We start from the raw sequence: 21795 nt of genomic DNA on the forward strand, positions 1-21795 counted from the left end.
GGATGCACGCTCCATGTACAAATTGACTGTTGAAGGCCTGCATAAAAGCTATGGCGACAATGAAGTGCTCAAAGGTGTTTCGCTCAAGGCCAGGACCGGCGACGTGATCAGCCTGATCGGCGCCAGCGGCTCTGGCAAGAGCACCTTTTTACGCTGCATCAATTTCCTTGAAACACCCAATGACGGGGCCATGACCCTGGACGGTCAACAGATCCGTATGGTCAGCGACCGCCACGGCATGCGCGTGGCCGACGACGCCGAACTGCAGCGCTTGCGCACGCGTTTGGCGATGGTGTTCCAACACTTCAACCTGTGGAGCCACATGAGCGTGCTGGAAAACATCACCATGGCCCCGCGCCGGGTGTTGGGCTGCAGCAAGAAGGACGCCGAAGACCGCGCCCGTCGCTACCTGGATAAAGTGGGGTTGCCGGCACGTGTGGCCGATCAGTACCCGGCGTTCCTGTCCGGCGGCCAACAGCAACGGGTGGCCATTGCTCGTGCCCTGGCCATGGAGCCCGAGGTGATGTTGTTCGACGAACCCACCTCGGCCCTCGACCCGGAGCTGGTCGGCGAGGTGTTGAAGGTGATTCAGGGCTTGGCCGAAGAAGGCCGCACCATGATCATGGTGACCCATGAGATGAGCTTTGCGCGCAAAGTGTCGAGCCAAGTGCTGTTCCTGCACAAGGGCCTGGTGGAAGAGCAAGGCGCGCCCGAAGACGTGTTGGGCAACCCGAAGAGCGAGCGCTTGCAGCAGTTCTTGAGTGGCAATTTGAAGTAAACCTTTGCAGCACCTGGAGGGTCTTTGACTTAGAGCCTCCAGAGCACCTGCCCCCATGGCAAAACCCCTCGACTTCGCCAAGACATGGTTTGCCGCCAAGGGCTGGAAGCCGTTTACCTTCCAGAAAGACGTATGGGCTGCCGTCAAGGCGGGCCAATCGGGGTTGCTGCACGCCAGCACCGGCGCCGGTAAAACCTACGCGTTGTGGTTCGCCGCGCTCAATCGCTTCGCGATGGTGCGCCCGCCCGCCACTGGCAAACGCAAAGTGCCCGCGCAGCCGCTGACCGTACTCTGGATCACGCCGATGCGCGCCCTGGCCGCCGATACGGCGCGCGCCCTGGAAGCGCCGCTGGAAACCTTGCAGATTCCCTGGAGTGTCGGCCTGCGCACCGGCGATACCAGCAGCAGCGAGCGTGCACGCCAGACCCGACGCCAGCCCACGTCGCTGGTCACCACCCCAGAAAGCCTGACCCTCATGTTAGCCCGCGCCGACAGCGAAACGAGCCTGGCGCATGTGCGCATGGTGGTGGTGGACGAATGGCATGAACTGATCGGCAACAAGCGCGGCGTGCAGCTGCAACTGGCGCTGGCGCGGTTGCGCCGTTGGCATCCGGAATTAATGGTGTGGGGGATCTCGGCGACTTTGGGTAATCAGGCACACGCGCTTGAGGTGTTGGTCCCACAAGGCAACGGGATCAATGTGCAGGGGCAGACGGCTAAGCAACTGAAGGTCGACACCCTCTTGCCTCCCATTGCCGAACGCTTTCCCTGGGCCGGGCATATCGGCCTGAAAATGCTTCCGCAAGTGGTCGCCGAGGTCGACACCAGCAGCAGTTGCCTGGTGTTTACCAACACGCGGGCGCAGTCGGAGATCTGGTATCAGGCGTTGCTTGAGGCCCGCCCGGACTGGGCCGGTGTGATTGCCCTGCACCACGGCTCGCTGTCCCGGGAAACCCGTGACTGGGTAGAGCGAGCCTTGAAGGACGGCCAGCTCAAAGCAGTGGTGTGCACCTCCAGCCTGGATCTGGGCGTGGACTTTTTGCCGGTGGAACGCGTGCTGCAAATCGGCTCGGCCAAAGGCGTGGCGCGCCTGATGCAGCGAGCCGGGCGCTCCGGCCATGCGCCGGGAAGGCCATCGCGGGTAACGCTGGTGCCCACCCACAGCCTCGAGCTGGTGGAAGCCGCCGCCGCGCAGGATGCGATTGCAAAACGCCGTATCGAAGCGCGCCAATCGCCTGAAAAGCCTTTGGATGTGCTGGTGCAGCACCTGGTGAGCATGGCCCTGGGCGGAGGCTTTACGCCGCACGCCTTGTTGGCGGAAGTACGCGGCGCCTGGGCTTACCGCAACCTGACCGACGCTGACTGGGCCTGGGCCTTGGGCTTTGTGCGCCATGGCGGGCTGTCGCTGACGGCATATCCGGATTACCGCCGGGTGGAGCCGGATGAGCACGGCATCTGGCGCGTTCCGGACGCGCGCCTGGCGCGTCGGCATCGTATGAGCGTGGGGACCATCGTCAGTGACGCCAGCATCCAGTTGAAGTTCTGGAGCAAGGGCGGCGGCGGCAAGAACCTGGGCAGCGTTGAAGAGGGCTTTATTGCACGGCTCAAACCGGGGGATGGCTTCCTGTTTGCCGGGCGGCTTCTGGAGTTGGTGCGTGTGGAAAACATGACCGCCTATGTCAAACGCAGCACGGCCAAAAAAGCCGCGGTACCGCGCTGGAATGGTGGGCGCATGCCGCTTTCCAATGAGCTCGCCCAAGCCGTGATCGAGCGCTTCGATGCGGCGGCGCACGGGCATTTCGACGGGCCGGAAATGCAAGCGGTACAACCCTTGCTGCAAACACAGCTGCGCTGGTCGGGCCTGCCGACACGCAATCACCTGCTGGCAGAGGCGCTGAAGTCACGCGAGGGCTGGCACCTATTTCTCTATCCCTTTGCCGGGCGCCAAGTGCATTTGGGCTTGGCGAGCCTGTTGGCGTGGCGGGTCAGCCGGCAACAGCCGGTGACGTTCTCGATTGCGGTCAATGATTATGGGCTGGAACTGTTGAGTGCAACGCCGCTGGATTGGCCAGCCTTGCTCACCCCGGCCTTGCTGAGCCCGCAAAACCTGTTGACGGACGTGGCGGCCAGCCTGAATGCAGGGGAACTGGCCCTGCGCCGCTTTCGCGAGATCGCGCGCATCGCCGGGCTGGTATTTGCCGGCTATCCCGGTGCGCCAAAAAGCACGCGACAGGTGCAGGCTTCCAGCGGTTTGTTCTTCGAAGTGTTCAAGCAATATGACCCGCAGAACCTGCTGCTGACCCAGGCGGGGGAAGAAGTCCTGCGTGATGAGTTGGATATTCGTCGACTGGAAGAAACGTTGCTGCATCTGTCCGAGTTGGAACTGGACATGTACCGGATCGAACGGCCAACGCCCCTGGCCTTTCCCCTGTTGGTTGAGCGCATGCGCGAAAGCATGAGCTCGGAGAAGCTATCGGAGCGTATTGCGCGGATGGTCAAGGATCTGGAAAGGGTCGCAGATAACGGGAAGCGCTGATGGTTTGCTCGATAACGCTTGAGAAAGAAGAATTGTGGCTGTTGGCTGACAAAGCGATTTACTGGCCCGCACGCCGGTGCCTGTTGATTGCCGATGCGCATTTTGGCAAGGCGTCGGCTTATCGCAGCCTCGGCCAGCCGGTGCCGCAAGGGACAACCCGAGAGAACCTGACAAAACTGGAGCACTTGCTGGCAACCTTTGCCTGTGAGCAGGTGATCTTTCTAGGCGACTTCCTCCATGGACCAGGCTCACACGCCAGCGGCACACTGGGTGCGCTCAGAGCCTGGCGTGAGCGCCATCCCCACCTGTCCATGACGTTGATTCGCGGTAATCACGATAAACGCGCGGGTGACCCACCTGCCGACCTGCGGATCGAAGTGGTCGCGGAACCCCTGCTGATGGGCCCGTTTGCCCTGCAGCACGAACCCGACGCCCACGCCAGCCACCATGTATTGGCGGGGCATGTGCACCCGGTGTATCGCTTGCGGGGGAAAGGCCGACAAAGCTTGCGCCTGGCGTGTTTCAGGATCGGCAGGCGAATCAGCCTGCTGCCGGCGTTTGGCGCATTTACCGGCGGGTATTCAGTGACGTCGAGCGACGATGAGCAGGTTTTCGTAATAGCCGATCAGAACGTATGGCCAGTTCGTTGAGAGCTGGCCACAAGGCTCAGGCCACCGGTACGGGTGGAGGCTCATCGTGAGGTGGAACTCCAGCAGGCTCGTTAGGCTCATCAGGCTGCGGAGAGTCTGGATCAGGTTGGCCAGGGATACCGCCCGCATAAGCAGGGTCGGCCATCAGGGACCAGGCTAGAACGCCAATCTGGTTGGGCTCAAGCCGGGCGAGTTCGGCGCTGATTCGCGGGTCGATCTTCATAAAGCACTCCTCAAGCATGGCCCGACGTGTTTCACACACGCCGAGGCTGTACACCTAATAGAGTCGATTCCCGCAGACTAATTCCCTTTACGTGTAAGACCTTTCGATCAAGCGCGTGGGAGAGTAACGCCGCGCTGGCCCTGGTACTTGCCTCCACGGTCCTTGTAAGACACTTCGCAGGCCTCGTCGGACTGCAGGAACAGCATCTGCGCCACGCCTTCGTTGGCGTAGATCTTCGCCGGCAAGGTGGTAGTGTTGGAGAACTCCAGGGTGACGTGCCCTTCCCACTCAGGCTCAAGCGGCGTCACGTTGACGATGATGCCGCAGCGGGCGTAGGTGCTTTTGCCCAGGCAGATGGTCAATACGTCGCGTGGGATGCGGAAGAACTCCACGGTGCGCGCCAGGGCGAAGGAGTTGGGCGGGATGATGCAGACGTCGCTCTTGATGTCGACGAAGCTTTTTTCATCGAAGTTTTTCGGATCGACGGTGGCCGAATTGATGTTGGTGAACACCTTGAATTCATCGGCGCAACGCACGTCGTAGCCATAGCTGGAAACCCCGTACGAGATCAGGCGTTCGGCGCCTTCGCCACGCATCTGGCGCTCTACGAAGGGCTCGATCATGCCGTGCTCTTGCGCCATGCGGCGAATCCACTTGTCCGATTTGATGCTCATGGCGGGTGTCCTGAATAGCGAGGTGGAAAAATTCTGTTGGGCATCTTACCGGGGCCGGCCTAAGGGTTCAAAGGGCGTGGGGCTTTTCTTGCTGATGCCCTTCCTTACGTGCTGGCCTGTATAAAGCCAATGCCAGCCGGACTGGGGCCTGAGTAGGCGCCGCAGGTGACCGTAAATACCACCGCCAGTCACGAAAATAGAGAAACCTAAGGAAATATCATTGGCACGTTCCAGAAAAAGGGTTAAGGTGACGTCACTGTGTTGCTTGTGTCACTGAGAATCTCTACACGATATGTTGAATTTCGATCCAACCATCTCCAAGAATTTTTCCTGCTCTTTGCACTCAGTCTCGGCCAGGGCATTTCCTGAGTCGCAGTTAACTTTGTCCAAGGAGATACACCATGTCTAATCGCCAAACTGGTACCGTTAAGTGGTTCAACGATGAAAAAGGCTTCGGCTTCATCACTCCACAATCCGGTGACGACCTGTTCGTTCACTTCAAAGCTATCCAATCCGACGGCTTCAAAAGCCTGAAAGAAGGCCAACAGGTTTCTTTCATCGCTACCCGCGGTCAGAAAGGCATGCAAGCTGAAGAAGTTCAAGTTATCTAACTTGTACTGACTTAGTCGAAAAAACCCCGCCCTCAAAGCGGGGTTTTTTTATGCCTGCCATTTGGTGCTGCCGCCGATGCAATGGCCAGGCATAAAAAATGCGGGAGCGGGCTTGCTCGCGAATGCGGTGGGTCAGTCTCTACGTATCTCGACTGACACTTCGCATTCGCGAGCAAGCCCGCTCCCACATCAGGTGCTGCGTCGCTTATTGAAACAACGACTCACTCGACAAGCCATTCTTCTCAAGGATCTCACGCAAGCGCTTGAGCCCCTCCACCTGGATCTGCCGCACCCGTTCACGGGTCAGGCCGATTTCCAGGCCTACATCCTCCAGGGTACTGCTCTCGTGACCGCGCAGGCCAAAGCGGCGAATCACCACCTCGCGCTGCTTGTCCGTGAGCTCCGACAACCACTGGTCAATGCTTTGGGAAAGATCATCGTCCTGCAACAGCTCGCAAGGATCTGTAGGACGATCATCCGTCAGGGTGTCCAGCAGGGTTTTATCCGAATCCGGACCCAGCGAGACATCGACCGAAGACACGCGCTCGTTCAGGCCGAGCATGCGCTTGACCTCCCCTACCGGCTTTTCCAGCAGGTTGGCGATCTCTTCAGGCGAAGGTTCATGATCGAGTTTTTGTGTCAGCTCACGCGCCGCCCGCAGGTAGACGTTGAGCTCCTTGACGACATGGATCGGCAAGCGGATCGTGCGGGTCTGATTCATGATCGCCCGCTCGATGGTCTGGCGAATCCACCAGGTAGCGTAGGTAGAAAAACGGAACCCCCGCTCGGGATCGAACTTCTCCACCGCCCGGATCAAGCCCAGGTTGCCTTCCTCGATCAGGTCCAACAGGGACAAGCCACGATTGACGTAGCGTCGGGCGATCTTCACCACCAGGCGCAGGTTGCTTTCAATCATGCGCTTACGCCCAGCCGGATCACCCTTTTGCGACAAGCGCGCAAAATGGACTTCTTCTTCGGGAGTCAGCAGAGGGGAAAAGCCGATTTCATTGAGGTACAGCTGGGTCGCATCGAGCGCCCGCGTGTAGTCAATGTACTTGTGTTGCTTCAACGCGGTGGAGTTCTTGGATTTGGTGCGAACTGAAGGTGCAGACCCTTCATAATTCGACATCGATTCCGTATCGATGCTGGACTCCATAAGGAGAACCTCATCGTCGATGTCAAACTCCGGCGCTTCTTTACTGAGAGCCATTGTTATAGTCCTTTGGTGAGTTCGACCTCAAGCTCAAGCGACGCCTTTATCCTTGGCAACGCTGGAGCCTGTTCCTTCTACGTGAGGGAACAGGCTGTGCAACACATCAACGACGGGGCAGGAATTGCAGCGGATCTACAGGTTTCCCTTGGCGGCGAATCTCAAAGTGCAGTTTCACCCGGTCTGTACCAGTTGATCCCATTTCGGCAATTGTCTGTCCGACTTTGACTTGCTGCCCCTCCCGAACCAACAGCCTGCGGTTATGACCGTAGGCACTGACGTAGGTATCGCTGTGTTTGATGATGACCAGCTCGCCGTAGCCCCGTAAACCACTCCCGGCGTACACCACTGTCCCATCAGACGCAGCTAAAACAGGCTGTCCCAAATCCCCGGCGATATCAATGCCTTTATTCAAACTACCGTTTGAAGAGAATTTTCCAATCAACACGCCGTTCGAGGGCCATCCCCAACCCGTTGGCGCAGGGCCTGGAGGTGGCAGCGGTGCGGGCGCCGGTTTGCTCGCAACCGTAGGCGCGGCGCTGCCTGCAGGCCGGGTGATGATGGTTGTCTTGCTCGAAGAAGATGGTGAAGATCCGGTGTTTGTCACAACTGTCGTAGGCGCAGAGCCCGTGCGACCATCGAAACGGATGGTTTGTCCCGGATGTATCGTATATGGCACAGGAATACTGTTACGAGCGGCGAGCGCTTTGTAGTCCCAGCCGTAACGGAAGGCGATCGAGAACAAGGTGTCGCCCTTTCGTACGACATATTGCCCGGTGGTAACCATCGGTTTTTGCGGCACTGAACTTGCGTTAGTACGGTCGACAACCCGCGCACCACTTGACGGTGAGCTTGAACAGCCCGCCAACAAGGAACTCAAGACAAGGCCAAGCACCAGTCGCTGAAAACTTGTTTTACTCATACGCTGCGCAAGACCTGTGAGACTCACCCGCCGCTCCCTTTGTGGTGGCTGAATATTAACGCCTGTATCAGGCCTGAAATATGACGCAATTATAACTGGGCACTGGATTTTTACCGGCAGACGGATAAAACGAAAAACCCATCATGTTTAATTCCGGCTTCCGATCATGTTGACACGATAGACCCCGCCGTAAGACACATCGCCACCAACAGAATTCACTGCCAGCGAATAAATGATCAGGCCAGCGGGCCATTGAGCAAGGGTACAAAGCGCACGGCACCCAATACATGCCGAGAAAAGCCTTCGTCTTCTCGAATAATGAGCATCAATTGTTGCACTTCACCGGAGCCCACGGGGATGACCAACCGCCCGCCAGGCGCCAGTTGATCGAGCAAGGCTTGCGGCACATCGGTGGCCACCGCGGTGACAATGATGCCGTTATACGGCGCCAGGGCCGGCCAGCCTTCCCAACCATCGCCCCAACGAAACACCACGTTGCGCAGGTTCAGTTCCACCAGGCGTTCCTTTGCGCGGTCCTGCAGCACCTTGATGCGCTCCACCGAGAACACCCGCTCTACCAATTGAGACAGCACCGCCGTCTGGTAGCCCGAACCGGTGCCGATCTCCAGCACCTTGTCCAGCGGCCCCGCCGCCAACAACAGTTCGCTCATGCGCGCAACCATATAAGGCTGGGAGATGGTCTGGTTGTGGCCAATGGGCAATGCCGTATCTTCATAGGCACGGTGCGCCAGGGCTTCATCGACAAACAGATGCCGAGGCGTACGCCGGATCACCTCCAGCACCTGGGCATTGGACAAGCCCTCTTCGTACAGGCGCTGGATCAAACGCTCGCGGGTACGCTGGGAAGTCATCCCGATACCACGGCGCAACAGGTCGTCTTGTTCACGCGCCATCAACGCAGCCCCTCGAGCCAACCGTCGAGGCTACTGAAGGCATCACTGAAGGTGCGATCAAGTTGCAACGGAGTAATCGAAACATAACCTTGCATCACCGCATGAAAGTCCGTGCCGGGGCCACCGTCTTCGGCATCACCGGCCGCAGCGATCCAGTACCCTTCCTTGCCACGCGGGTCGACCACCTTCAAGGGCGCCGCCGCACGGGCACGATGGCCCAGACGGGTGAGCTGAATGCCACGAATATGATCGAGCGGTAAATTGGGCACATTGACGTTGAGCACGGTACGCGGCGGCAACGCCAGGGAACCGTGGGCCTCCACCAGCTTGCGTGCGAAGTAGGCGGCGGTCGCCAGGTTATCCAACTGCCGCGAGGCGAAGGAAAAAGCGAACGACGTCCGGCCGAGAAAGCGCCCCTCAAGGGCCGCTGCCACGGTGCCGGAATACAGCACGTCATCCCCCAGGTTTGCACCGAGGTTAATGCCCGAAACCACGAGATCCGGCTCTTGATCCAACAAACTGTTGATCGCCAGGTGCACGCAGTCGGTGGGAGTACCGTTTACGCTGATAAAGCCATTGGCCAGAACCTGCGGGTGCAACGGACGGTCGAGCGTCAGCGAACTGCTGGCGCCGCTCTTGTCCTGATCCGGGGCGACCACCACGCACTCGGCGTAATCCTGCAGCGCAGCATAGAGCGCGGCAAGACCGGGTGCGGTGGCACCGTCATCGTTTGATATCAGAATACGCATGGGTTGTCCGTCGGCCCCACCGGCACCAGATCAACAAGCTCGCGCACCAAGACAGTGGCGAAGCATCCGGCCGGCAGGACGAATTCCAATTGCAGAATGTCAGGTCCGGGATAATGCCACGTCAACCCGCCAATGGGCAGTCGCAGAATGCGACGTTCCTGGCTCATACCGGCCTTCACCAGCCAGTCACGCAGATCGGCTTCACTGGCGGCGACCGCCTGTTCCAAGGCATGAGTGGCCCCCGTGGCGGGCGAGTCACCCTCGCCCCACTGCGGCCCGGTCGGGTGCAGGTCCAGGATGGCCAGGCGCGGATCGCTGCATTCGGCCTCCCCCGCCGGAAAAAAACTGCGGCTGTCGGTAAACGCCAGCAGGTCGCCCACTTGGGCACGCTGCCAGGAACCGTCGGCGACGCGCGCGGCCAGCACTTTGTTGAACAGGAAGCTGCGCGCCGTGGACAACAGCCGCGAACGCACATTGCGCTGCTCCGGCAAGGCTTTACGCGCCGCCCATTCACGGGCGTCCACCACGTTGCCGCCGTTATGACCGAAACGCTGGGCGCCGAAGTAGTTGGGAACGCCGTGCGACGCAATCAATTGCAAGCGTGCATCAATGGCGGCCGTATCGCCTTCCAGTTGCGTCAGGCGCAATGTAAAGCCGTTGGCCGAATGTGCGCCGCGTTGCAGCTTGCGCTTGTGGCGGGTCATCTTGAGAATCTTGAGGGTGTCGTTTTCCGCACCGCTCATGTCCGGGTCGGCCTTCCCCGGCAGTTGCACGCTGAACCACTGGCGAGTCAACGCCTGACGGTCCTTGAGGCCGGCATAACTGACGGTGCGCAACGGCACGCCGGCAGCCTTGGCAATGCGCCGGGCAGCCTCTTCCGTATTCAGGCCGCGTTTTTCCACCCATAGCCACAGGTGCTCACCGTCACCGGTCAGCGGGATATCCAGCACTTCGTCGACCTGGAAATCTTCAGCCGTCGCCTTCAGCACAGCGCGGCCCAACGCGTCGCCGTAGGCCCGCGGGCCCAGCAGTTGCAGGTCATTCATGCGCGCAGCAACAAGGCAACGGAGTGCACTGCGATGCCCTCTTCACGACCGGTAAACCCGAGTTTTTCGGTGGTGGTGGCTTTCACGTTCACTTGATCCAATTCAATGTGCAAGTCAGCGGCGATCAACGCTCGCATCGATTCGATATGCGGGGCCATTTTCGGTGCCTGGGCGACGATGGTGTTGTCGACGTTGCCGACCTTCCAGCCCTTGGCGTGAATCAGGCCGACCACGTGGCGCAACAAGACACGGCTGTCCGCGCCCTTGAACGTCGGGTCGGTGTCCGGAAAATGCTTGCCGATGTCACCCAGTGCCGCAGCGCCAAGCAGGGCATCGCTCAAGGCGTGCAGCAAGACATCGCCGTCGGAATGAGCCAGCAACCCATGGTGGTGCGCGATCCGCACGCCGCCCAAGGTGATGAAATCGCCTTCGGCGAAACGGTGCACATCGTAGCCATGGCCAATACGCATAAAAAAACGCCCGATTTAATTCAGGGCGTGATTCTACCTACTTTTGCCTCACTTTAACCGAGCAAAGCACGACCATGATGTCGCAAATGGTCTTCGATGAAGCTGGCGATGAAAAAGTAGCTATGGTCGTAGCCAGGCTGCAGGCGCAACTCCAGTGGGTGGCCGGCGGCCTTGGCGGCTTGTACCAGGGCCTCAGGCTTAAGCTGTACGGCGAGAAAATCGTCACGGTCGCCCTGATCCACCAGCAATGGCAGCTTTTCAGTCGCTTCACCGATCAGCACGCAGGCATCCCATTCGCGCCACTTTGAGCGCTCCTCACCCAGGTAACGCGAGAACGCCTTCTGGCCCCAGGGGCAATCCATCGGATTGTTGATCGGCGAAAACGCTGACACCGACTGGTAACGTCCCGGATTGCGCAACGCACAGACCAACGCACCATGCCCCCCCATGGAGTGACCGCTGATGCCACGTTTATCCGATGCGGGGAAATGCGCTTCAACCAGCGCCGGCAATTCCTGCACCACGTAATCATGCATCCGATAGTGCTTGGCCCAAGGTTCCTGGGTGGCATTGAGGTAGAAGCCCGCGCCCAGGCCGAAATCCCAGGCGTTATCCGGATCGCCCGGCACACCCGGCCCACGGGGGCTGGTGTCCGGCGCGACGATGATCAACCCCAACTCGGCGGCTATGCGCTGGGCACCGGCCTTCTGCATGAAGTTCTCGTCGGTGCAGGTCAGGCCGGACAACCAGTACACCACCGGCAGCTTAGTGCCCTGCTCGGCTTGTGGCGGCAGGTAGACAGCGAAGGTCATGTCGCAGCCGAGCACGTGGGAGTTGTGTTTGTAGCGTTTGTGCCAGCCGCCGAAACTCTTTTGGCACGAGATATTTTCCAGGGTCATGGGAGTGCTCCCAGTTACAAGCGGCACGCTCCAAGCTGCAAGTAAGGCGCGCTCACTGTCAGCTTGTAGCGTGTAGCTTGCAGCTGCTTCAAAAATGGATGACGGTACGAATGCTCTTGCCTTCATGCATCAGGTCAAACGCTTTGTTGATGTCTTCCAGACCCATGGTGTGAGTGATGAACGTATCCAGCGGAATCTCGCCGGTCTGAGCCATCTCCACGTAGCTTGGCAGTTCGCTGCGGCCACGCACGCCGCCGAAGGCCGAACCACGCCAGACGCGGCCGGTGACCAGTTGGAATGGACGGGTGGCGATTTCCTGACCAGCACCGGCCACACCGATGATCACCGACTCGCCCCAGCCTTTGTGGCAGCACTCAAGGGCGGCACGCATCAGCTGTACATTGCCGATGCACTCGAAGGAAAAGTCCACACCGCCGTCGGTCAAGTCGACGATGACGTCCTGGATCGGGCGATCATAGTCTTTCGGGTTGATGCAGTCGGTGGCACCCAGTTGCTTGGCGATTTCGAATTTGGCCGGGTTGATGTCGATGGCAATGATGCGACCCGCCTTGGCCTTGACTGCACCGATCACTGCCGACAGGCCGATGCCACCCAGACCGAAGATCGCCACGGTATCACCCGGCTTGACCTTGGCGGTGTTGATCACCGCACCGATACCGGTGGTGACGCCGCAGCCTAGCAGGCAGACTTTTTCCAGCGGCGCTTCTTTTGGGATCTTGGCCACGGAGATTTCCGGCAACACGGTGAACTCGGAGAATGTCGAGGTGCCCATGTAATGGAAAATTTCCTGGCCCTTGTAGGAGAAACGCGTGGTGCCGTCGGGCATCAACCCTTTGCCTTGGGTGGAGCGGATCGCCTGGCACAGGTTGGTCTTGCCCGACAGGCAGAACTTGCACTTGCCGCACTCCGGCGTGTACAGCGGGATCACATGGTCACCCACGGCCACCGAGGTCACACCTTCACCGATCGCTTCAACCACCGCACCGCCTTCGTGGCCGAGGATCGATGGGAAGATGCCTTCCGGATCAGCACCCGACAGGGTGTAGGCATCGGTGTGGCACACGCCCGAGGCGACCACCCGCAGCAGCACCTCGCCGGCCTTGGGCATGGCCACATCCACTTCAACGATCTCAAGGGGCTTCTTGGCTTCAAAGGCTACGGCGGCGCGGGACTTGATCATCCGGGTTTCTCCATGGGTTAAAAACTGAGGGAGTGAGTGTAAAACATGGCTCATTGATAAATAATCCAGGCAAAAGCAAAACTTTATTGCCGTACAGGGATAATCAACATGCTGGAAAACCGCTGGGAAGGCATCGATGAGTTTGTCGCCGTCGCCGAATGCAACCAGTTCACGGCAGCAGCTGAACGCTTGGGCGTATCGTCGTCCCACATCAGCCGGCAGGTGGCACGCCTGGAAGAACGTCTGCAGACGCGGCTGCTGTATCGCAGTACGCGCAAGGTGACCCTGACCGAAGCCGGCCAGACCTTCCTGCAGCACTGCCAGCGCTTGCAAGACGGGCGCGAAGAAGCGTTGCGCGCTGTGGGCGACCTCACCAGTGAACCCAAGGGCATGTTGCGCATGACTTGCGCAGTGGCTTACGGCGAGCGGTTCATCGTGCCGCTGGTGACACGGTTCATGGCGCTGTATCCGCAATTGCGCGTGGATATCGAACTGACCAACCGCCCACTGGACCTGGTGCACGAAGGGCTCGACCTGGCAATTCGATTGGGGCGCCTGCAAGACTCGCGCATGGTCGCCAGCCGGCTGGCCCCCCGCCGCATGTACCTGTGCGCGTAGCCGTCCTACCTTGCCAGGTATGGCAGGCCACATAGTTTGTCGGAATTGAGCCGGCATAACTGCCTGATCGGCAGCTCGGATATCTGGCAACTGGCTCAGGACGGGCGGGAATTTTCTCAACGTGTACAGGGTAACTGGCGTTGCAACAGTGGCCAGGCGGTGCTGGATGCGGCACTGCAAGGGGTCGGGTTATGTCAGTTGCCGGATTATTACGTGCTTGAGCATTTGCACAATGGCGCGCTGGTGTCGTTGCTGGAGGCGCATCAGCCGCCGAACACAGCGGTGTGGGCGTTGTATCCGCAGCAGCGGCATTTGTCGCCGAAGGTCAGGAAGCTGGTGGATTTCTTGAAGGCGGGGCTGGCCGAAAGGCCGGAGTACATCAGTTGATTGAGCAGTGATTGACTCTACCGCCATCGGGAGCAAGCCCCCGATGGCGTCGATGCGGTGTCATTGGCTATCTGCGATTCGCCCAGCGCAGCCGCAACCACTCCAAATCCTCTGGACGGGTTACCTTGATATTGTCCGAACGCCCTTCAATCAAGCGTGGCGCCTGGCCAGACCATTCCATGGCCGAGGCTTCGTCGGTGATCACAGCGTCGGCCACCAGGCTGTCGGCCAGGGCACGGTGCAACGCCCCCAGGCGAAACATCTGCGGCGTGTAGGCCTGCCAGATCAGGCTGCGGTCGACGGTTTCCATCACCCGGCCATGCTTGTCGACACGCTTGAGGGTGTCCCGGGCCGGTACGGCCAGCAGGCCGCCAACCGGGTCATCCGCCAGTTCAATCAAGAGTTTGTCGAGGTCGTCACGGCTCAGGTTGGGACGCGCGGCATCGTGCACCAACACCCAATCGTCGTCGCCGGCGCCCAGGGCATTGAGTTGCAACAGTGCATTGAGCACCGAACCCGAACGCTCCAGGCCACCGTCCGCACGATGGATACGAGCGTCAGCAGCACACGCCAGCCCGGGCCAATAAGGATCATCAGAAGCAAGACTGACCACCAGGCCCTTGAGCGATGGATGGTCGAGAAAACAGCCAAGGCTGTGTTCGAGAATTGTGCGCCCGCCCAGTTGCAGGTATTGCTTGGGACGGTCAGCGGCCATACGGGCACCGACGCCCGCGGCAGGAATCACGGCCCAGAAGGCCGGTAAGCAGTAACTCATTGGGCCAACTGGTAGAGGGTTTCACCCTCCTTGACCATGCCCAACTCATGACGAGCCCGCTCTTCAACGGTCTCCGTACCTTTTTTCAGCTCAAGCACTTCGGCATCCAGGACGCGATTACGCTCCAGCAGACGTTCGTTTTCGGCGTGCTGGTCGGCAATCTGCTGGGTCAGTTCTTCTACCTGTGCAAAGCTGCCATTACCCACCCATAGGCGGTACTGCAGGCCAGCCAGCAACAAGAGCAAGACGAGGAACAACCAATTGGGACTGCGCATCGAAATCCGGGTATCCAGTGAAAAAAGCCAGCCATGTAGAACTTTTGCAGCAACTGATAGCACGAAGCCTGGAAGAACCAGGCTTGTGCTAGATAGCCATCAGATTAGCGTCGAAATACACACTGTCGTGTTTTTTCCGACGCAACCCGACGACTTTTTACCATGCTTTACCATCAAGTAGCGATCAGCCGCGAAACTCACCGCGACCGTTGTACTTGGCTTTACCTGCCAGTTGCTCTTCGATACGCAGCAATTGGTTGTACTTGGAAACACGGTCGGAACGGCACAGGGAACCGGTCTTGATCTGGCCCGCCGAGGTGCCCACAGCCAGGTCGGCAATGGTCGAATCTTCGGTTTCGCCGGAACGGTGGGAGATCACGGCGGTATAGCCTGCCGCCTTGGCCATCTGGATGGCTTCCAGGGTTTCGGTCAGGGTGCCGATCTGGTTGAACTTGATCAGGATCGAGTTGGCGATCTTTTTGTCGATGCCTTCTTTCAGGATCTTGGTGTTGGTCACGAACAGGTCGTCGCCCACCAGTTGGATTTTCTCGCCGATCTTGTCGGTGAGGACTTTCCAGCCAGCCCAGTCGGACTCATCCAGGCCGTCTTCGATCGAGATGATCGGATAGCGCTCGGTCAGACCTTTGAGGTAGTCGGCAAAACCTTCGGAAGTGAATACGTGACCTTCGCCGGACAGGTTGTATTTACCGTCCTCATAGAACTCGCTGGCCGCGCAGTCCAGGGCCAGGGTCACGTCGGTGCCCAGTTTGTAGCCAGCGTTGGCCACGGCTTCGGAGATCACTTTCAGTGCATCTTCGTTGGACGCCAGGTTCGGTGCGAAACCACCTTCGTCACCCACGGCAGTGCTCAGACCACGGGCCTTCAGTACAGCTTTCAGGTGATGGAAAATCTCGGTGCCCATGCGCAGGCCTTCGGAGAACGTCTTGGCGCCAACCGGCTGCACCATGAACTCCTGAATGTCGACGTTGTTATCGGCATGCTCACCACCGTTGATGATGTTCATCATCGGCACCGGCATCGAATACACGCCCGGCGTGCCATTCAGGTTGGCGATATGGGCGTAAAGCGGAAGATCCTGGTCCTGGGCGGCAGCCTTGGCAGCAGCCAGGGACACGGCGAGGATGGCGTTGGCGCCCAAGCTGCCTTTGTTTTCAGTGCCGTCGAGCTTGATCATCGCGTGGTCCAGGGCTTTCTGGTCCAGCGGATCCTTGCCCAGCAACAGGTCACGGATCGGGCCGTTGATGTTGGCTACAGCCTTCAGTACACCTTTGCCCAGGTAACGGCTCTTGTCGCCATCACGCAGTTCCAGCGCTTCGCGCGAACCGGTGGAAGCACCGGACGGCGCGCAGGCGCTGCCGATGATGCCGTTATCGAGAAGCACGTCGGCCTCGACGGTGGGGTTGCCACGGGAGTCGAGAACTTCACGACCTTTGATGTCGACGATTTTTGCCATTGTTGTAAACACTCCAAAGTTGACGAAAACGACGCAGCTGAAGGAAAACTTTTGACCGACCGCAAGGGTGGAACAACGGGGCAGGCTTGCAGACGACAAGGCTCAGGCCCACAGGCCTGAGCATAAAACGAGGGAAAGTCTACCGGAGAAACGATGCTTACGCGGTTTCTACTGTCGGAAAACTCTTGACCAGTTCGTCCAATTGCTTGAGCTGGGCCAGAAACGGCTCCAGTTTGTCCAGGCGCAGGGCGCAAGGACCATCGCACTTGGCGTTGTCCGGGTCCGGGTGGGCTTCCAGGAACAGGCCGGCCAGGGACTGGCTCATGCCCGCCTTGGCTAGGTCGGTGACCTGGGCACGACGCCCACCGGCGGAGTCGGAGCGCCCACCAGGCATTTGCAGCGCGTGAGTCACGTCGAAGAACACCGGGTATTCGAACTGTTTCATGATGCCGAAACCCAGCATGTCCACCACGAGGTTGTTGTAGCCGAAGCTCGAACCACGCTCGCAGAGGATCAACTGGTCGTTACCCGCCTCCACGCACTTGCTCAGGATGTGTTTCATTTCCTGGGGCGCGAGGAACTGGGCTTTCTTGATGTTGATCACGGCACCGGTCTTCGCCATCGCGACGACCAGGTCGGTCTGGCGCGACAGGAAGGCCGGCAATTGGATGATTTCGCACACCTCGGCGACCACGGCAGCCTGTTCAGGCTCGTGGACGTCGGTGATGATCGGCACGCCGAAGGCTTGCTTGATGTCCTGGAAGATCCGCATGCCTTCTTCAAGGCCCGGGCCGCGGTAGGAGGTCACGGACGAACGGTTGGCCTTGTCGAAGCTGGCCTTGAACACATAGGGGATACCCAGTTTCTGGGTGACCCGCACGTACTCTTCACAAACCTGCATCGCCATGTCGCGGCTTTCCAGCACGTTCATGCCGCCAAACAACACCATGGGCTTGTCGTTGGCAATCTCGATGTCGCCTACGCGAATGATCTTCTGGGCCATCAGGGTTACGCCTTCTTCTGATGTTGCGTCAGTGCCGCCTTGACGAAACCGCTGAACAACGGGTGACCGTCGCGCGGGGTCGACGTGAACTCAGGGTGGAACTGGCAAGCGACGAACCATGGATGATCCGGAGCTTCCACCACTTCAACCAGCGCGCCGTCACCGGAACGACCGGAGATTTTCAGGCCGGCTTCCTTGATCTGCGGCAGCAGGTTGTTGTTCACTTCGTAGCGGTGACGGTGACGCTCGACGATCACGTCCTTGCCATAGCAGTCGTGAACCAGGGAACCCGGCTCCAGCAGGCAGTCTTGCGCGCCAAGGCGCATGGTGCCGCCCAGGTCGGACGTTTCGGTACGGGTTTCAACGGCGCCGGTGGCATCCGCCCACTCGGTGATCAGGCCGACGACCGGATGGCCGCTGGTGTGATCGAACTCAGTGGAGTTGGCGTCTTTCCAGCCCAGCACGTTACGGGCGAACTCGATAACGGCCACTTGCATGCCCAGGCAGATGCCCAGGTACGGCACCTTGTTCTCACGAGCATATTGCACGGCGGTGATCTTGCCTTCCACGCCACGCAGGCCGAAACCGCCTGGAACGAGGATCGCATCAACACCTTCGAGCAGCGCGGTGCCCTGGTTCTCGATGTCTTCGGAGTCGATGTAGCGCAGGTTGACCTTGGTACGGTTGCTGATACCGGCGTGGCTCATCGCTTCGATCAGCGACTTGTACGCGTCCAGCAGTTCCATGTACTTGCCGACCATCGCGATGGTGACTTCGTGCTCAGGGTTGAGCTTGGCGTCAACCACAGCATCCCACTCGGACAGGTCCGCGCCGCCGCACTGCAAGCCGAAACGCTCGACCACAAAATCATCCAGGCCTTGCGAATGCAGGATGCCCGGGATCTTGTAGATGGTGTCGGCGTCTTCCAGGGCAATCACCGCACGCTCTTCAACGTTGGTGAATTGCGCGATCTTGCGACGCGAGGAAATGTCGATCGGGTGATCGGAACGGCATACCAGCACGTCCGGCTGCAGGCCGATGGAACGCAGTTCCTTGACCGAATGCTGGGTAGGCTTGGTTTTGGTTTCGCCGGCAGTGGCGATGTACGGCACCAGGGTGAGGTGCATCAGCATCGCACGCTTGGCGCCGACTTCGAAACGCAGCTGGCGGATGGCTTCGAGGAACGGCTGGGATTCGATGTCACCCACGGTGCCACCGATCTCGACCATCGCCACGTCGGCATCGCCTGCACCCTTGATGATGCGGCGCTTGATTTCGTCGGTGATGTGCGGGATCACCTGGATGGTTGCACCCAGGTAGTCACCACGGCGCTCCTTGCGCAGCACGTGCTCGTAGACACGGCCGGTGGTGAAGTTGTTGTTCTGGGTCATGGTCGTGCGGATAAACCGCTCGTAGTGGCCCAGGTCCAGGTCGGTCTCGGCGCCGTCGTGGGTAACGAACACTTCACCGTGCTGGAACGGGCTCATGGTGCCTGGGTCAACGTTGATGTACGGGTCCAGCTTGAGCATGGTGACCTTAAGTCCCCGCGCCTCCAGGATGGCCGCCAATGAAGCGGAGGCAATGCCTTTCCCCAATGAAGAAACAACACCGCCCGTGACGAATATGTAGCGCGTCATGAAAAACCCTAGAAGTCTGCGTTAAAGCGGTCCGAGCCGCCGGGGAAAGCGAAGGAAGGCCGAAGCCCCCGATCACCTGCATTAATCACAGTGCACCTTTCAAAAAAACCGCCGCGTGGTGACAGACCAGCAATGAAACACCGGTACGTTGATCGCTACACATTTTTTGGAATCGCCCAGCAAAGACTGCTTGGTAATCGGCAACTCCTGCGATTCAGGCGAATCCACAGAAGTTGTATCAAGAAGGGAGCGTAGTCTACCGGAAAGGCTCTATCAGCTCAAACCTTGATCGCAGTTCTGTGGCAACCAATGTAATTGCCAGCCGTCCACCTTGCTGGACCATAGCCCCGCAAGGGTTGGGACAGCCAGCAATTGCTCACCCCGATACAGCAGCGGCAATCTGCCACGCACGAACTCCGGCAAACCACTTTCGTTAAGCAGGCGCTTCAGGTCGCGCCGACCGCGACCTGGCACTTCCATGATTTCACCGCCGCGACGATAGCGAACCTCCAACAGGCCTTCAGGCACCGCGCCAATAAATTTCAGCTGACCGTTGCCGGGTAACTCTAGTGGGTTTTGCGGGTGTGACCACCTCACCGTTGCATCGGAAAAAGCCTGCCAAGCGACGGGCAACCACCAGACGCGCTCACCACAGCGGCGAAGTTGGCCGTCGGCCAGGCGCCACAACGGTTGTGCGTCGCCCTTGGCATCGCGCAAGGAGCACCAGCCGGCCCAATGATCGCTATCGGGCAAGCGCGTCAGCGGCGCCAGCCAGTGGCGCAGGGCGTTGCGTTGACGAGCGTCGGACAGCGCACGAAGTGGCGCCAGGGCCAGTGATGGCAAGGGCAGCCAGGGAAATGCCGAAGGCTGGTCGGCAGCCTGCAGGTCCATCTGCGCCAACTCATCCAGCAAGCCCTGTGCTTCATCAAGATGCTCGGCGGTGCGGGCCAAGCTTGAAACGGCCTGCGGCCAACGCTCTGTCAGCATCGGAAATACGCGGTGGCGCAGGTAATTACGGGAAAACCGCGAATCCGCGTTGGAGGGATCTTCGATCCACTTGAGCTGCTGATCATGGGCATAGGCTTCCAACGTTTCACGCGAGAGACCCAGCAGCGGCCGTAACAAATACCCCTTCGCCAATGGACGCTGGACGGGCATGGCCGCCAACCCTCGCACCCCGGCCCCACGCAACAGGCGAAACAACAGGGTCTCAGCCTGGTCGTCGCGGTGCTGGCCCGTGAGCAGCACCTCCCCTACCCCAGTCACTTCGGTAAACGCCTGGTAACGCGCATCGCGGGCGGCACGCTCATGGCTCGCGCCGGGCTGGACGTGCACGCGCATGACACTCAAGGGTACGCCAAGGCTGTCACACACCGATTGGCAATGGCTGGGCCAGGCGTCGGCGACAGCCTGCAAGCCGTGGTGGACATGGATGGCATAGAGCGGCGGGAACGTTTCGGTTTTTGCCAGAGCGGCCAAAAGGTGCAGCAGAACGGTGGAATCAAGTCCACCTGAGAAGGCGACGTGCCAGGCCGGGGCGTTGCGCCAGGGGGCCAGCATTTGCAGGAGTTCAGCGGCCAGCGTTGCTTTCATCACAGGTTACCGCCGCACATCTGGAATACGTTCGGCAAGAATACACAAAGCAAAAGCGGGAGGGGCGTGCTCCCGATTGCCGAGTATCGGTCAACGCATCGGGTGACCGACCCACCGCTATCGGGAGCAAGCTCCCTCCCACATTTTCAGTATTACGGCGACTTTTAGAGACCGTAGCTCATCAGACGCTCATAACGACGGGTCAGCAACGCTTCGTTATCCAGCTTCTTGAGCATCGCCAGTTGCGAACCCAGTTCGGCGCGGATGGTCGCAGCGGCGGCAGCCGGGTCGCGGTGAGCGCCGCCCAATGGCTCGGCGATCACTTTATCCACGATCCCCAGACCTTTGAGGCGATCGGCGGTAATGCCCATGGCTTCGGCAGCGTCCGGCGCCTTTTCTGCAGTTTTCCAAAGGATCGAGGCGCAACCTTCCGGCGAGATCACCGCGTAGGTCGAATACTGCAGCATGTTCAGTTGGTCGCAGACACCAATGGCCAGTGCGCCGCCGGAACCGCCTTCGCCAATCACGGTAGCGATGATCGGGGTTTTCAGGCGAGCCATGACGCGCAGGTTCCACGCAATCGCTTCGCTCTGGTTGCGCTCTTCAGCGTCGATACCCGGATAGGCGCCCGGCGTGTCGATGAAGGTCAGGATCGGCATTTTGAAGCGCTCGGCCATTTCCATCAGGCGGCAAGCCTTGCGATAGCCTTCCGGACGCGGCATGCCGAAGTTGCGGCGTACTTTCTCGCGCACTTCACGGCCTTTCTGGTGACCGATCACCATGACCGGCTGATCATCCAGGCGAGCGATACCGCCAACAATCGCGGCGTCATCCGAGAAGTGGCGGTCGCCATGCAGCTCGTCGAACTCGGTGAAGATGTGCTGGATGTAGTCCAGGGTATACGGGCGGCGCGGATGGCGAGCCAGGCGCGCGATCTGCCAGCTGGTCAGCTTGCCGAAGATGTCTTCGGTCAGCGTCTTGCTCTTGTCTTGCAGGCGGGAGATCTCATCGCCGATATTCAGCGAATTGTCATTGCCGACCAGGCGCAGTTCTTCAATCTTGGCTTGCAGGTCAGCGATCGGCTGTTCGAAATCAAGAAAATTCGGGTTCATAAGCGTCCGTCTTGGGTCGACGGCCAAGGAGTGCCTGG

At 59.6% G+C, this 21795-nt stretch carries 21 protein-coding genes and 1 pseudogene; 5 read left to right on the plus strand and 17 right to left on the minus strand.

The window, feature by feature from the left end; all coding sequences use genetic code 11:
* The first annotated feature begins 13 nt into the window (after positions 1 to 13).
* The 3 genes from EXW71_RS09060 to pdeM are packed head-to-tail and all read left to right on the plus strand — an operon-like array spanning position 14 to position 3964.
* Positions 14 to 778 carry an ABC transporter ATP-binding protein gene (locus EXW71_RS09060; RefSeq protein WP_123714915.1) on the plus strand — a complete coding sequence of 255 codons (765 nt, stop codon included), beginning with the start codon at positions 14 to 16 and terminating at the stop codon, positions 776 to 778.
* 55 nt (positions 779 to 833) lie between these two features.
* Positions 834 to 3314, plus strand: a complete 2481-nt coding sequence (locus EXW71_RS09065; protein WP_134658097.1) for a ligase-associated DNA damage response DEXH box helicase — start codon at positions 834 to 836, stop codon at positions 3312 to 3314.
* Positions 3314 to 3964 carry a ligase-associated DNA damage response endonuclease PdeM gene (pdeM, locus tag EXW71_RS09070; RefSeq protein ID WP_134658099.1) on the plus strand — a complete coding sequence of 217 codons (651 nt, stop codon included), beginning with the start codon at positions 3314 to 3316 and terminating at the stop codon, positions 3962 to 3964. Before EXW71_RS09065 ends, pdeM begins: the two co-directional genes overlap by 1 nt.
* 16 nt (positions 3965 to 3980) lie before the next feature.
* Here pdeM and EXW71_RS09075 read toward each other — a convergent pair whose 3' ends face one another.
* Both EXW71_RS09075 and dcd read right to left on the minus strand, forming a co-directional pair.
* Positions 3981 to 4187 (minus strand): hypothetical protein, encoded by a 207-nt coding sequence (locus tag EXW71_RS09075; RefSeq protein ID WP_060754062.1) that lies wholly within the window; start codon positions 4185 to 4187, stop codon positions 3981 to 3983.
* A gap of 107 nt (positions 4188 to 4294) precedes the next feature.
* Positions 4295 to 4861: a dCTP deaminase gene (gene dcd / locus EXW71_RS09080; RefSeq protein ID WP_016973172.1), complete on the minus strand. Its 567-nt coding sequence runs from the start codon at positions 4859 to 4861 to the stop codon at positions 4295 to 4297.
* A 401-nt stretch (positions 4862 to 5262) separates the two neighbouring features.
* Between dcd and EXW71_RS09085 the strand changes: the two genes are divergently transcribed.
* Entirely contained in the window at positions 5263 to 5472 is a 210-nt protein-coding gene (locus tag EXW71_RS09085; RefSeq protein WP_002554837.1) for a cold-shock protein, read from the plus strand.
* A gap of 205 nt (positions 5473 to 5677) precedes the next feature.
* Here the strand turns inward: EXW71_RS09085 and rpoS are convergent, their stop codons facing one another.
* From rpoS to EXW71_RS09125, 8 genes are all read right to left on the minus strand, one after another.
* On the minus strand, positions 5678 to 6682 hold the full coding sequence (rpoS, locus tag EXW71_RS09090) for an RNA polymerase sigma factor RpoS (RefSeq protein ID WP_123714912.1): 1005 nt from the start codon (positions 6680 to 6682) through the stop codon (positions 5678 to 5680).
* A gap of 106 nt (positions 6683 to 6788) precedes the next feature.
* Positions 6789 to 7631 (minus strand): peptidoglycan DD-metalloendopeptidase family protein, encoded by an 843-nt coding sequence (locus tag EXW71_RS09095; RefSeq protein ID WP_123714911.1) that lies wholly within the window; start codon positions 7629 to 7631, stop codon positions 6789 to 6791.
* A 209-nt stretch (positions 7632 to 7840) separates the two neighbouring features.
* Entirely contained in the window at positions 7841 to 8476 is a 636-nt protein-coding gene (locus EXW71_RS09100) for a protein-L-isoaspartate(D-aspartate) O-methyltransferase (protein ID WP_169850588.1), read from the minus strand.
* A 41-nt stretch (positions 8477 to 8517) separates the two neighbouring features.
* Entirely contained in the window at positions 8518 to 9267 is a 750-nt protein-coding gene (gene surE, locus EXW71_RS09105) for a 5'/3'-nucleotidase SurE (protein ID WP_123714910.1), read from the minus strand.
* Positions 9255 to 10313 (minus strand): tRNA pseudouridine(13) synthase TruD, encoded by a 1059-nt coding sequence (gene truD, locus EXW71_RS09110; RefSeq protein ID WP_134658101.1) that lies wholly within the window; start codon positions 10311 to 10313, stop codon positions 9255 to 9257. The genes surE and truD overlap by 13 nt, the downstream gene beginning before the upstream one ends.
* Positions 10310 to 10783 carry a 2-C-methyl-D-erythritol 2,4-cyclodiphosphate synthase gene (gene ispF / locus EXW71_RS09115; RefSeq protein WP_017844763.1) on the minus strand — a complete coding sequence of 158 codons (474 nt, stop codon included), beginning with the start codon at positions 10781 to 10783 and terminating at the stop codon, positions 10310 to 10312. The genes truD and ispF overlap by 4 nt, the downstream gene beginning before the upstream one ends.
* A gap of 53 nt (positions 10784 to 10836) precedes the next feature.
* Complete coding sequence (gene fghA / locus EXW71_RS09120; RefSeq protein WP_134658103.1) at positions 10837 to 11682, minus strand: S-formylglutathione hydrolase; 846 nt, start codon at positions 11680 to 11682, stop codon at positions 10837 to 10839.
* Between the two features lie 88 nt (positions 11683 to 11770).
* Positions 11771 to 12883 carry an S-(hydroxymethyl)glutathione dehydrogenase/class III alcohol dehydrogenase gene (locus EXW71_RS09125; RefSeq protein WP_123714907.1) on the minus strand — a complete coding sequence of 371 codons (1113 nt, stop codon included), beginning with the start codon at positions 12881 to 12883 and terminating at the stop codon, positions 11771 to 11773.
* A gap of 108 nt (positions 12884 to 12991) precedes the next feature.
* Between EXW71_RS09125 and EXW71_RS09130 the strand changes: the two are divergent.
* Positions 12992 to 13888 (plus strand): annotated as a pseudogene (locus tag EXW71_RS09130) (LysR substrate-binding domain-containing protein).
* A 67-nt stretch (positions 13889 to 13955) separates the two neighbouring features.
* On the opposite strand, the gene ispD reads toward EXW71_RS09130, so the two are convergent.
* The 7 genes from ispD to EXW71_RS09165 all read right to left on the minus strand — a co-directional run bounded on the left by ispD (position 13956) and on the right by EXW71_RS09165 (position 21757).
* On the minus strand, positions 13956 to 14663 hold the full coding sequence (gene ispD, locus EXW71_RS09135; RefSeq protein WP_134658105.1) for a 2-C-methyl-D-erythritol 4-phosphate cytidylyltransferase: 708 nt from the start codon (positions 14661 to 14663) through the stop codon (positions 13956 to 13958).
* Positions 14660 to 14938: a cell division protein FtsB gene (gene ftsB, locus EXW71_RS09140; RefSeq protein WP_057723188.1), complete on the minus strand. Its 279-nt coding sequence runs from the start codon at positions 14936 to 14938 to the stop codon at positions 14660 to 14662. The genes ispD and ftsB overlap by 4 nt, the downstream gene beginning before the upstream one ends.
* Positions 14939 to 15122: 184 nt before the next feature.
* On the minus strand, positions 15123 to 16412 hold the full coding sequence (gene eno, locus EXW71_RS09145; protein WP_123714904.1) for a phosphopyruvate hydratase: 1290 nt from the start codon (positions 16410 to 16412) through the stop codon (positions 15123 to 15125).
* Between the two features lie 157 nt (positions 16413 to 16569).
* Positions 16570 to 17415, minus strand: coding sequence for a 3-deoxy-8-phosphooctulonate synthase (kdsA, locus tag EXW71_RS09150; protein ID WP_134658107.1), 846 nt, complete (start codon positions 17413 to 17415; stop codon positions 16570 to 16572).
* 5 nt (positions 17416 to 17420) lie between these two features.
* Positions 17421 to 19052 carry a CTP synthase gene (locus EXW71_RS09155; RefSeq protein WP_123714903.1) on the minus strand — a complete coding sequence of 544 codons (1632 nt, stop codon included), beginning with the start codon at positions 19050 to 19052 and terminating at the stop codon, positions 17421 to 17423.
* A 273-nt stretch (positions 19053 to 19325) separates the two neighbouring features.
* Positions 19326 to 20645, minus strand: a complete 1320-nt coding sequence (tilS, locus tag EXW71_RS09160; protein ID WP_134658109.1) for a tRNA lysidine(34) synthetase TilS — start codon at positions 20643 to 20645, stop codon at positions 19326 to 19328.
* Positions 20646 to 20809: 164 nt separating this feature from the next.
* A complete protein-coding gene (locus EXW71_RS09165; protein WP_060754049.1) occupies positions 20810 to 21757 on the minus strand; it encodes an acetyl-CoA carboxylase carboxyltransferase subunit alpha in 948 nt (315 codons plus the stop codon).
* Positions 21758 to 21795: the final 38 nt, after the last annotated feature.

Source organism: Pseudomonas sp. BCA17, assembly GCF_004519405.1.
Classification (GTDB): domain Bacteria; phylum Pseudomonadota; class Gammaproteobacteria; order Pseudomonadales; family Pseudomonadaceae; genus Aquipseudomonas.

What these genes read in the sequence shown, in the direction of transcription:
- eno (WP_123714904.1), bottom strand. Translation starts at nt 16,412, where the DNA reads ATGGCAAAAATCGTCGACATCAAAGGTCGTGAAGTTCTCGACTCCCGT.
- fghA (WP_134658103.1), bottom strand. Translation starts at nt 11,682, where the DNA reads ATGACCCTGGAAAATATCTCGTGCCAAAAGAGTTTCGGCGGCTGGCAC.
- kdsA (WP_134658107.1), bottom strand. Translation starts at nt 17,415, where the DNA reads ATGGCCCAGAAGATCATTCGCGTAGGCGACATCGAGATTGCCAACGAC.
- dcd (WP_016973172.1), bottom strand. Translation starts at nt 4,861, where the DNA reads ATGAGCATCAAATCGGACAAGTGGATTCGCCGCATGGCGCAAGAGCAC.
- EXW71_RS09085 (WP_002554837.1), top strand. Translation starts at nt 5,263, where the DNA reads ATGTCTAATCGCCAAACTGGTACCGTTAAGTGGTTCAACGATGAAAAA.
- EXW71_RS09100 (WP_169850588.1), bottom strand. Translation starts at nt 8,476, where the DNA reads ATGACTTCCCAGCGTACCCGCGAGCGTTTGATCCAGCGCCTGTACGAA.
- EXW71_RS09125 (WP_123714907.1), bottom strand. Translation starts at nt 12,883, where the DNA reads ATGATCAAGTCCCGCGCCGCCGTAGCCTTTGAAGCCAAGAAGCCCCTT.
- surE (WP_123714910.1), bottom strand. Translation starts at nt 9,267, where the DNA reads ATGCGTATTCTGATATCAAACGATGACGGTGCCACCGCACCCGGTCTT.
- EXW71_RS09165 (WP_060754049.1), bottom strand. Translation starts at nt 21,757, where the DNA reads ATGAACCCGAATTTTCTTGATTTCGAACAGCCGATCGCTGACCTGCAA.
- ispD (WP_134658105.1), bottom strand. Translation starts at nt 14,663, where the DNA reads ATGAGTTACTGCTTACCGGCCTTCTGGGCCGTGATTCCTGCCGCGGGC.
- EXW71_RS09060 (WP_123714915.1), top strand. Translation starts at nt 14, where the DNA reads ATGTACAAATTGACTGTTGAAGGCCTGCATAAAAGCTATGGCGACAAT.
- tilS (WP_134658109.1), bottom strand. Translation starts at nt 20,645, where the DNA reads ATGAAAGCAACGCTGGCCGCTGAACTCCTGCAAATGCTGGCCCCCTGG.
- EXW71_RS09075 (WP_060754062.1), bottom strand. Translation starts at nt 4,187, where the DNA reads ATGAAGATCGACCCGCGAATCAGCGCCGAACTCGCCCGGCTTGAGCCC.
- ftsB (WP_057723188.1), bottom strand. Translation starts at nt 14,938, where the DNA reads ATGCGCAGTCCCAATTGGTTGTTCCTCGTCTTGCTCTTGTTGCTGGCT.
- ispF (WP_017844763.1), bottom strand. Translation starts at nt 10,783, where the DNA reads ATGCGTATTGGCCATGGCTACGATGTGCACCGTTTCGCCGAAGGCGAT.
- truD (WP_134658101.1), bottom strand. Translation starts at nt 10,313, where the DNA reads ATGAATGACCTGCAACTGCTGGGCCCGCGGGCCTACGGCGACGCGTTG.
- rpoS (WP_123714912.1), bottom strand. Translation starts at nt 6,682, where the DNA reads ATGGCTCTCAGTAAAGAAGCGCCGGAGTTTGACATCGACGATGAGGTT.
- EXW71_RS09155 (WP_123714903.1), bottom strand. Translation starts at nt 19,052, where the DNA reads ATGACGCGCTACATATTCGTCACGGGCGGTGTTGTTTCTTCATTGGGG.
- pdeM (WP_134658099.1), top strand. Translation starts at nt 3,314, where the DNA reads ATGGTTTGCTCGATAACGCTTGAGAAAGAAGAATTGTGGCTGTTGGCT.
- EXW71_RS09065 (WP_134658097.1), top strand. Translation starts at nt 834, where the DNA reads ATGGCAAAACCCCTCGACTTCGCCAAGACATGGTTTGCCGCCAAGGGC.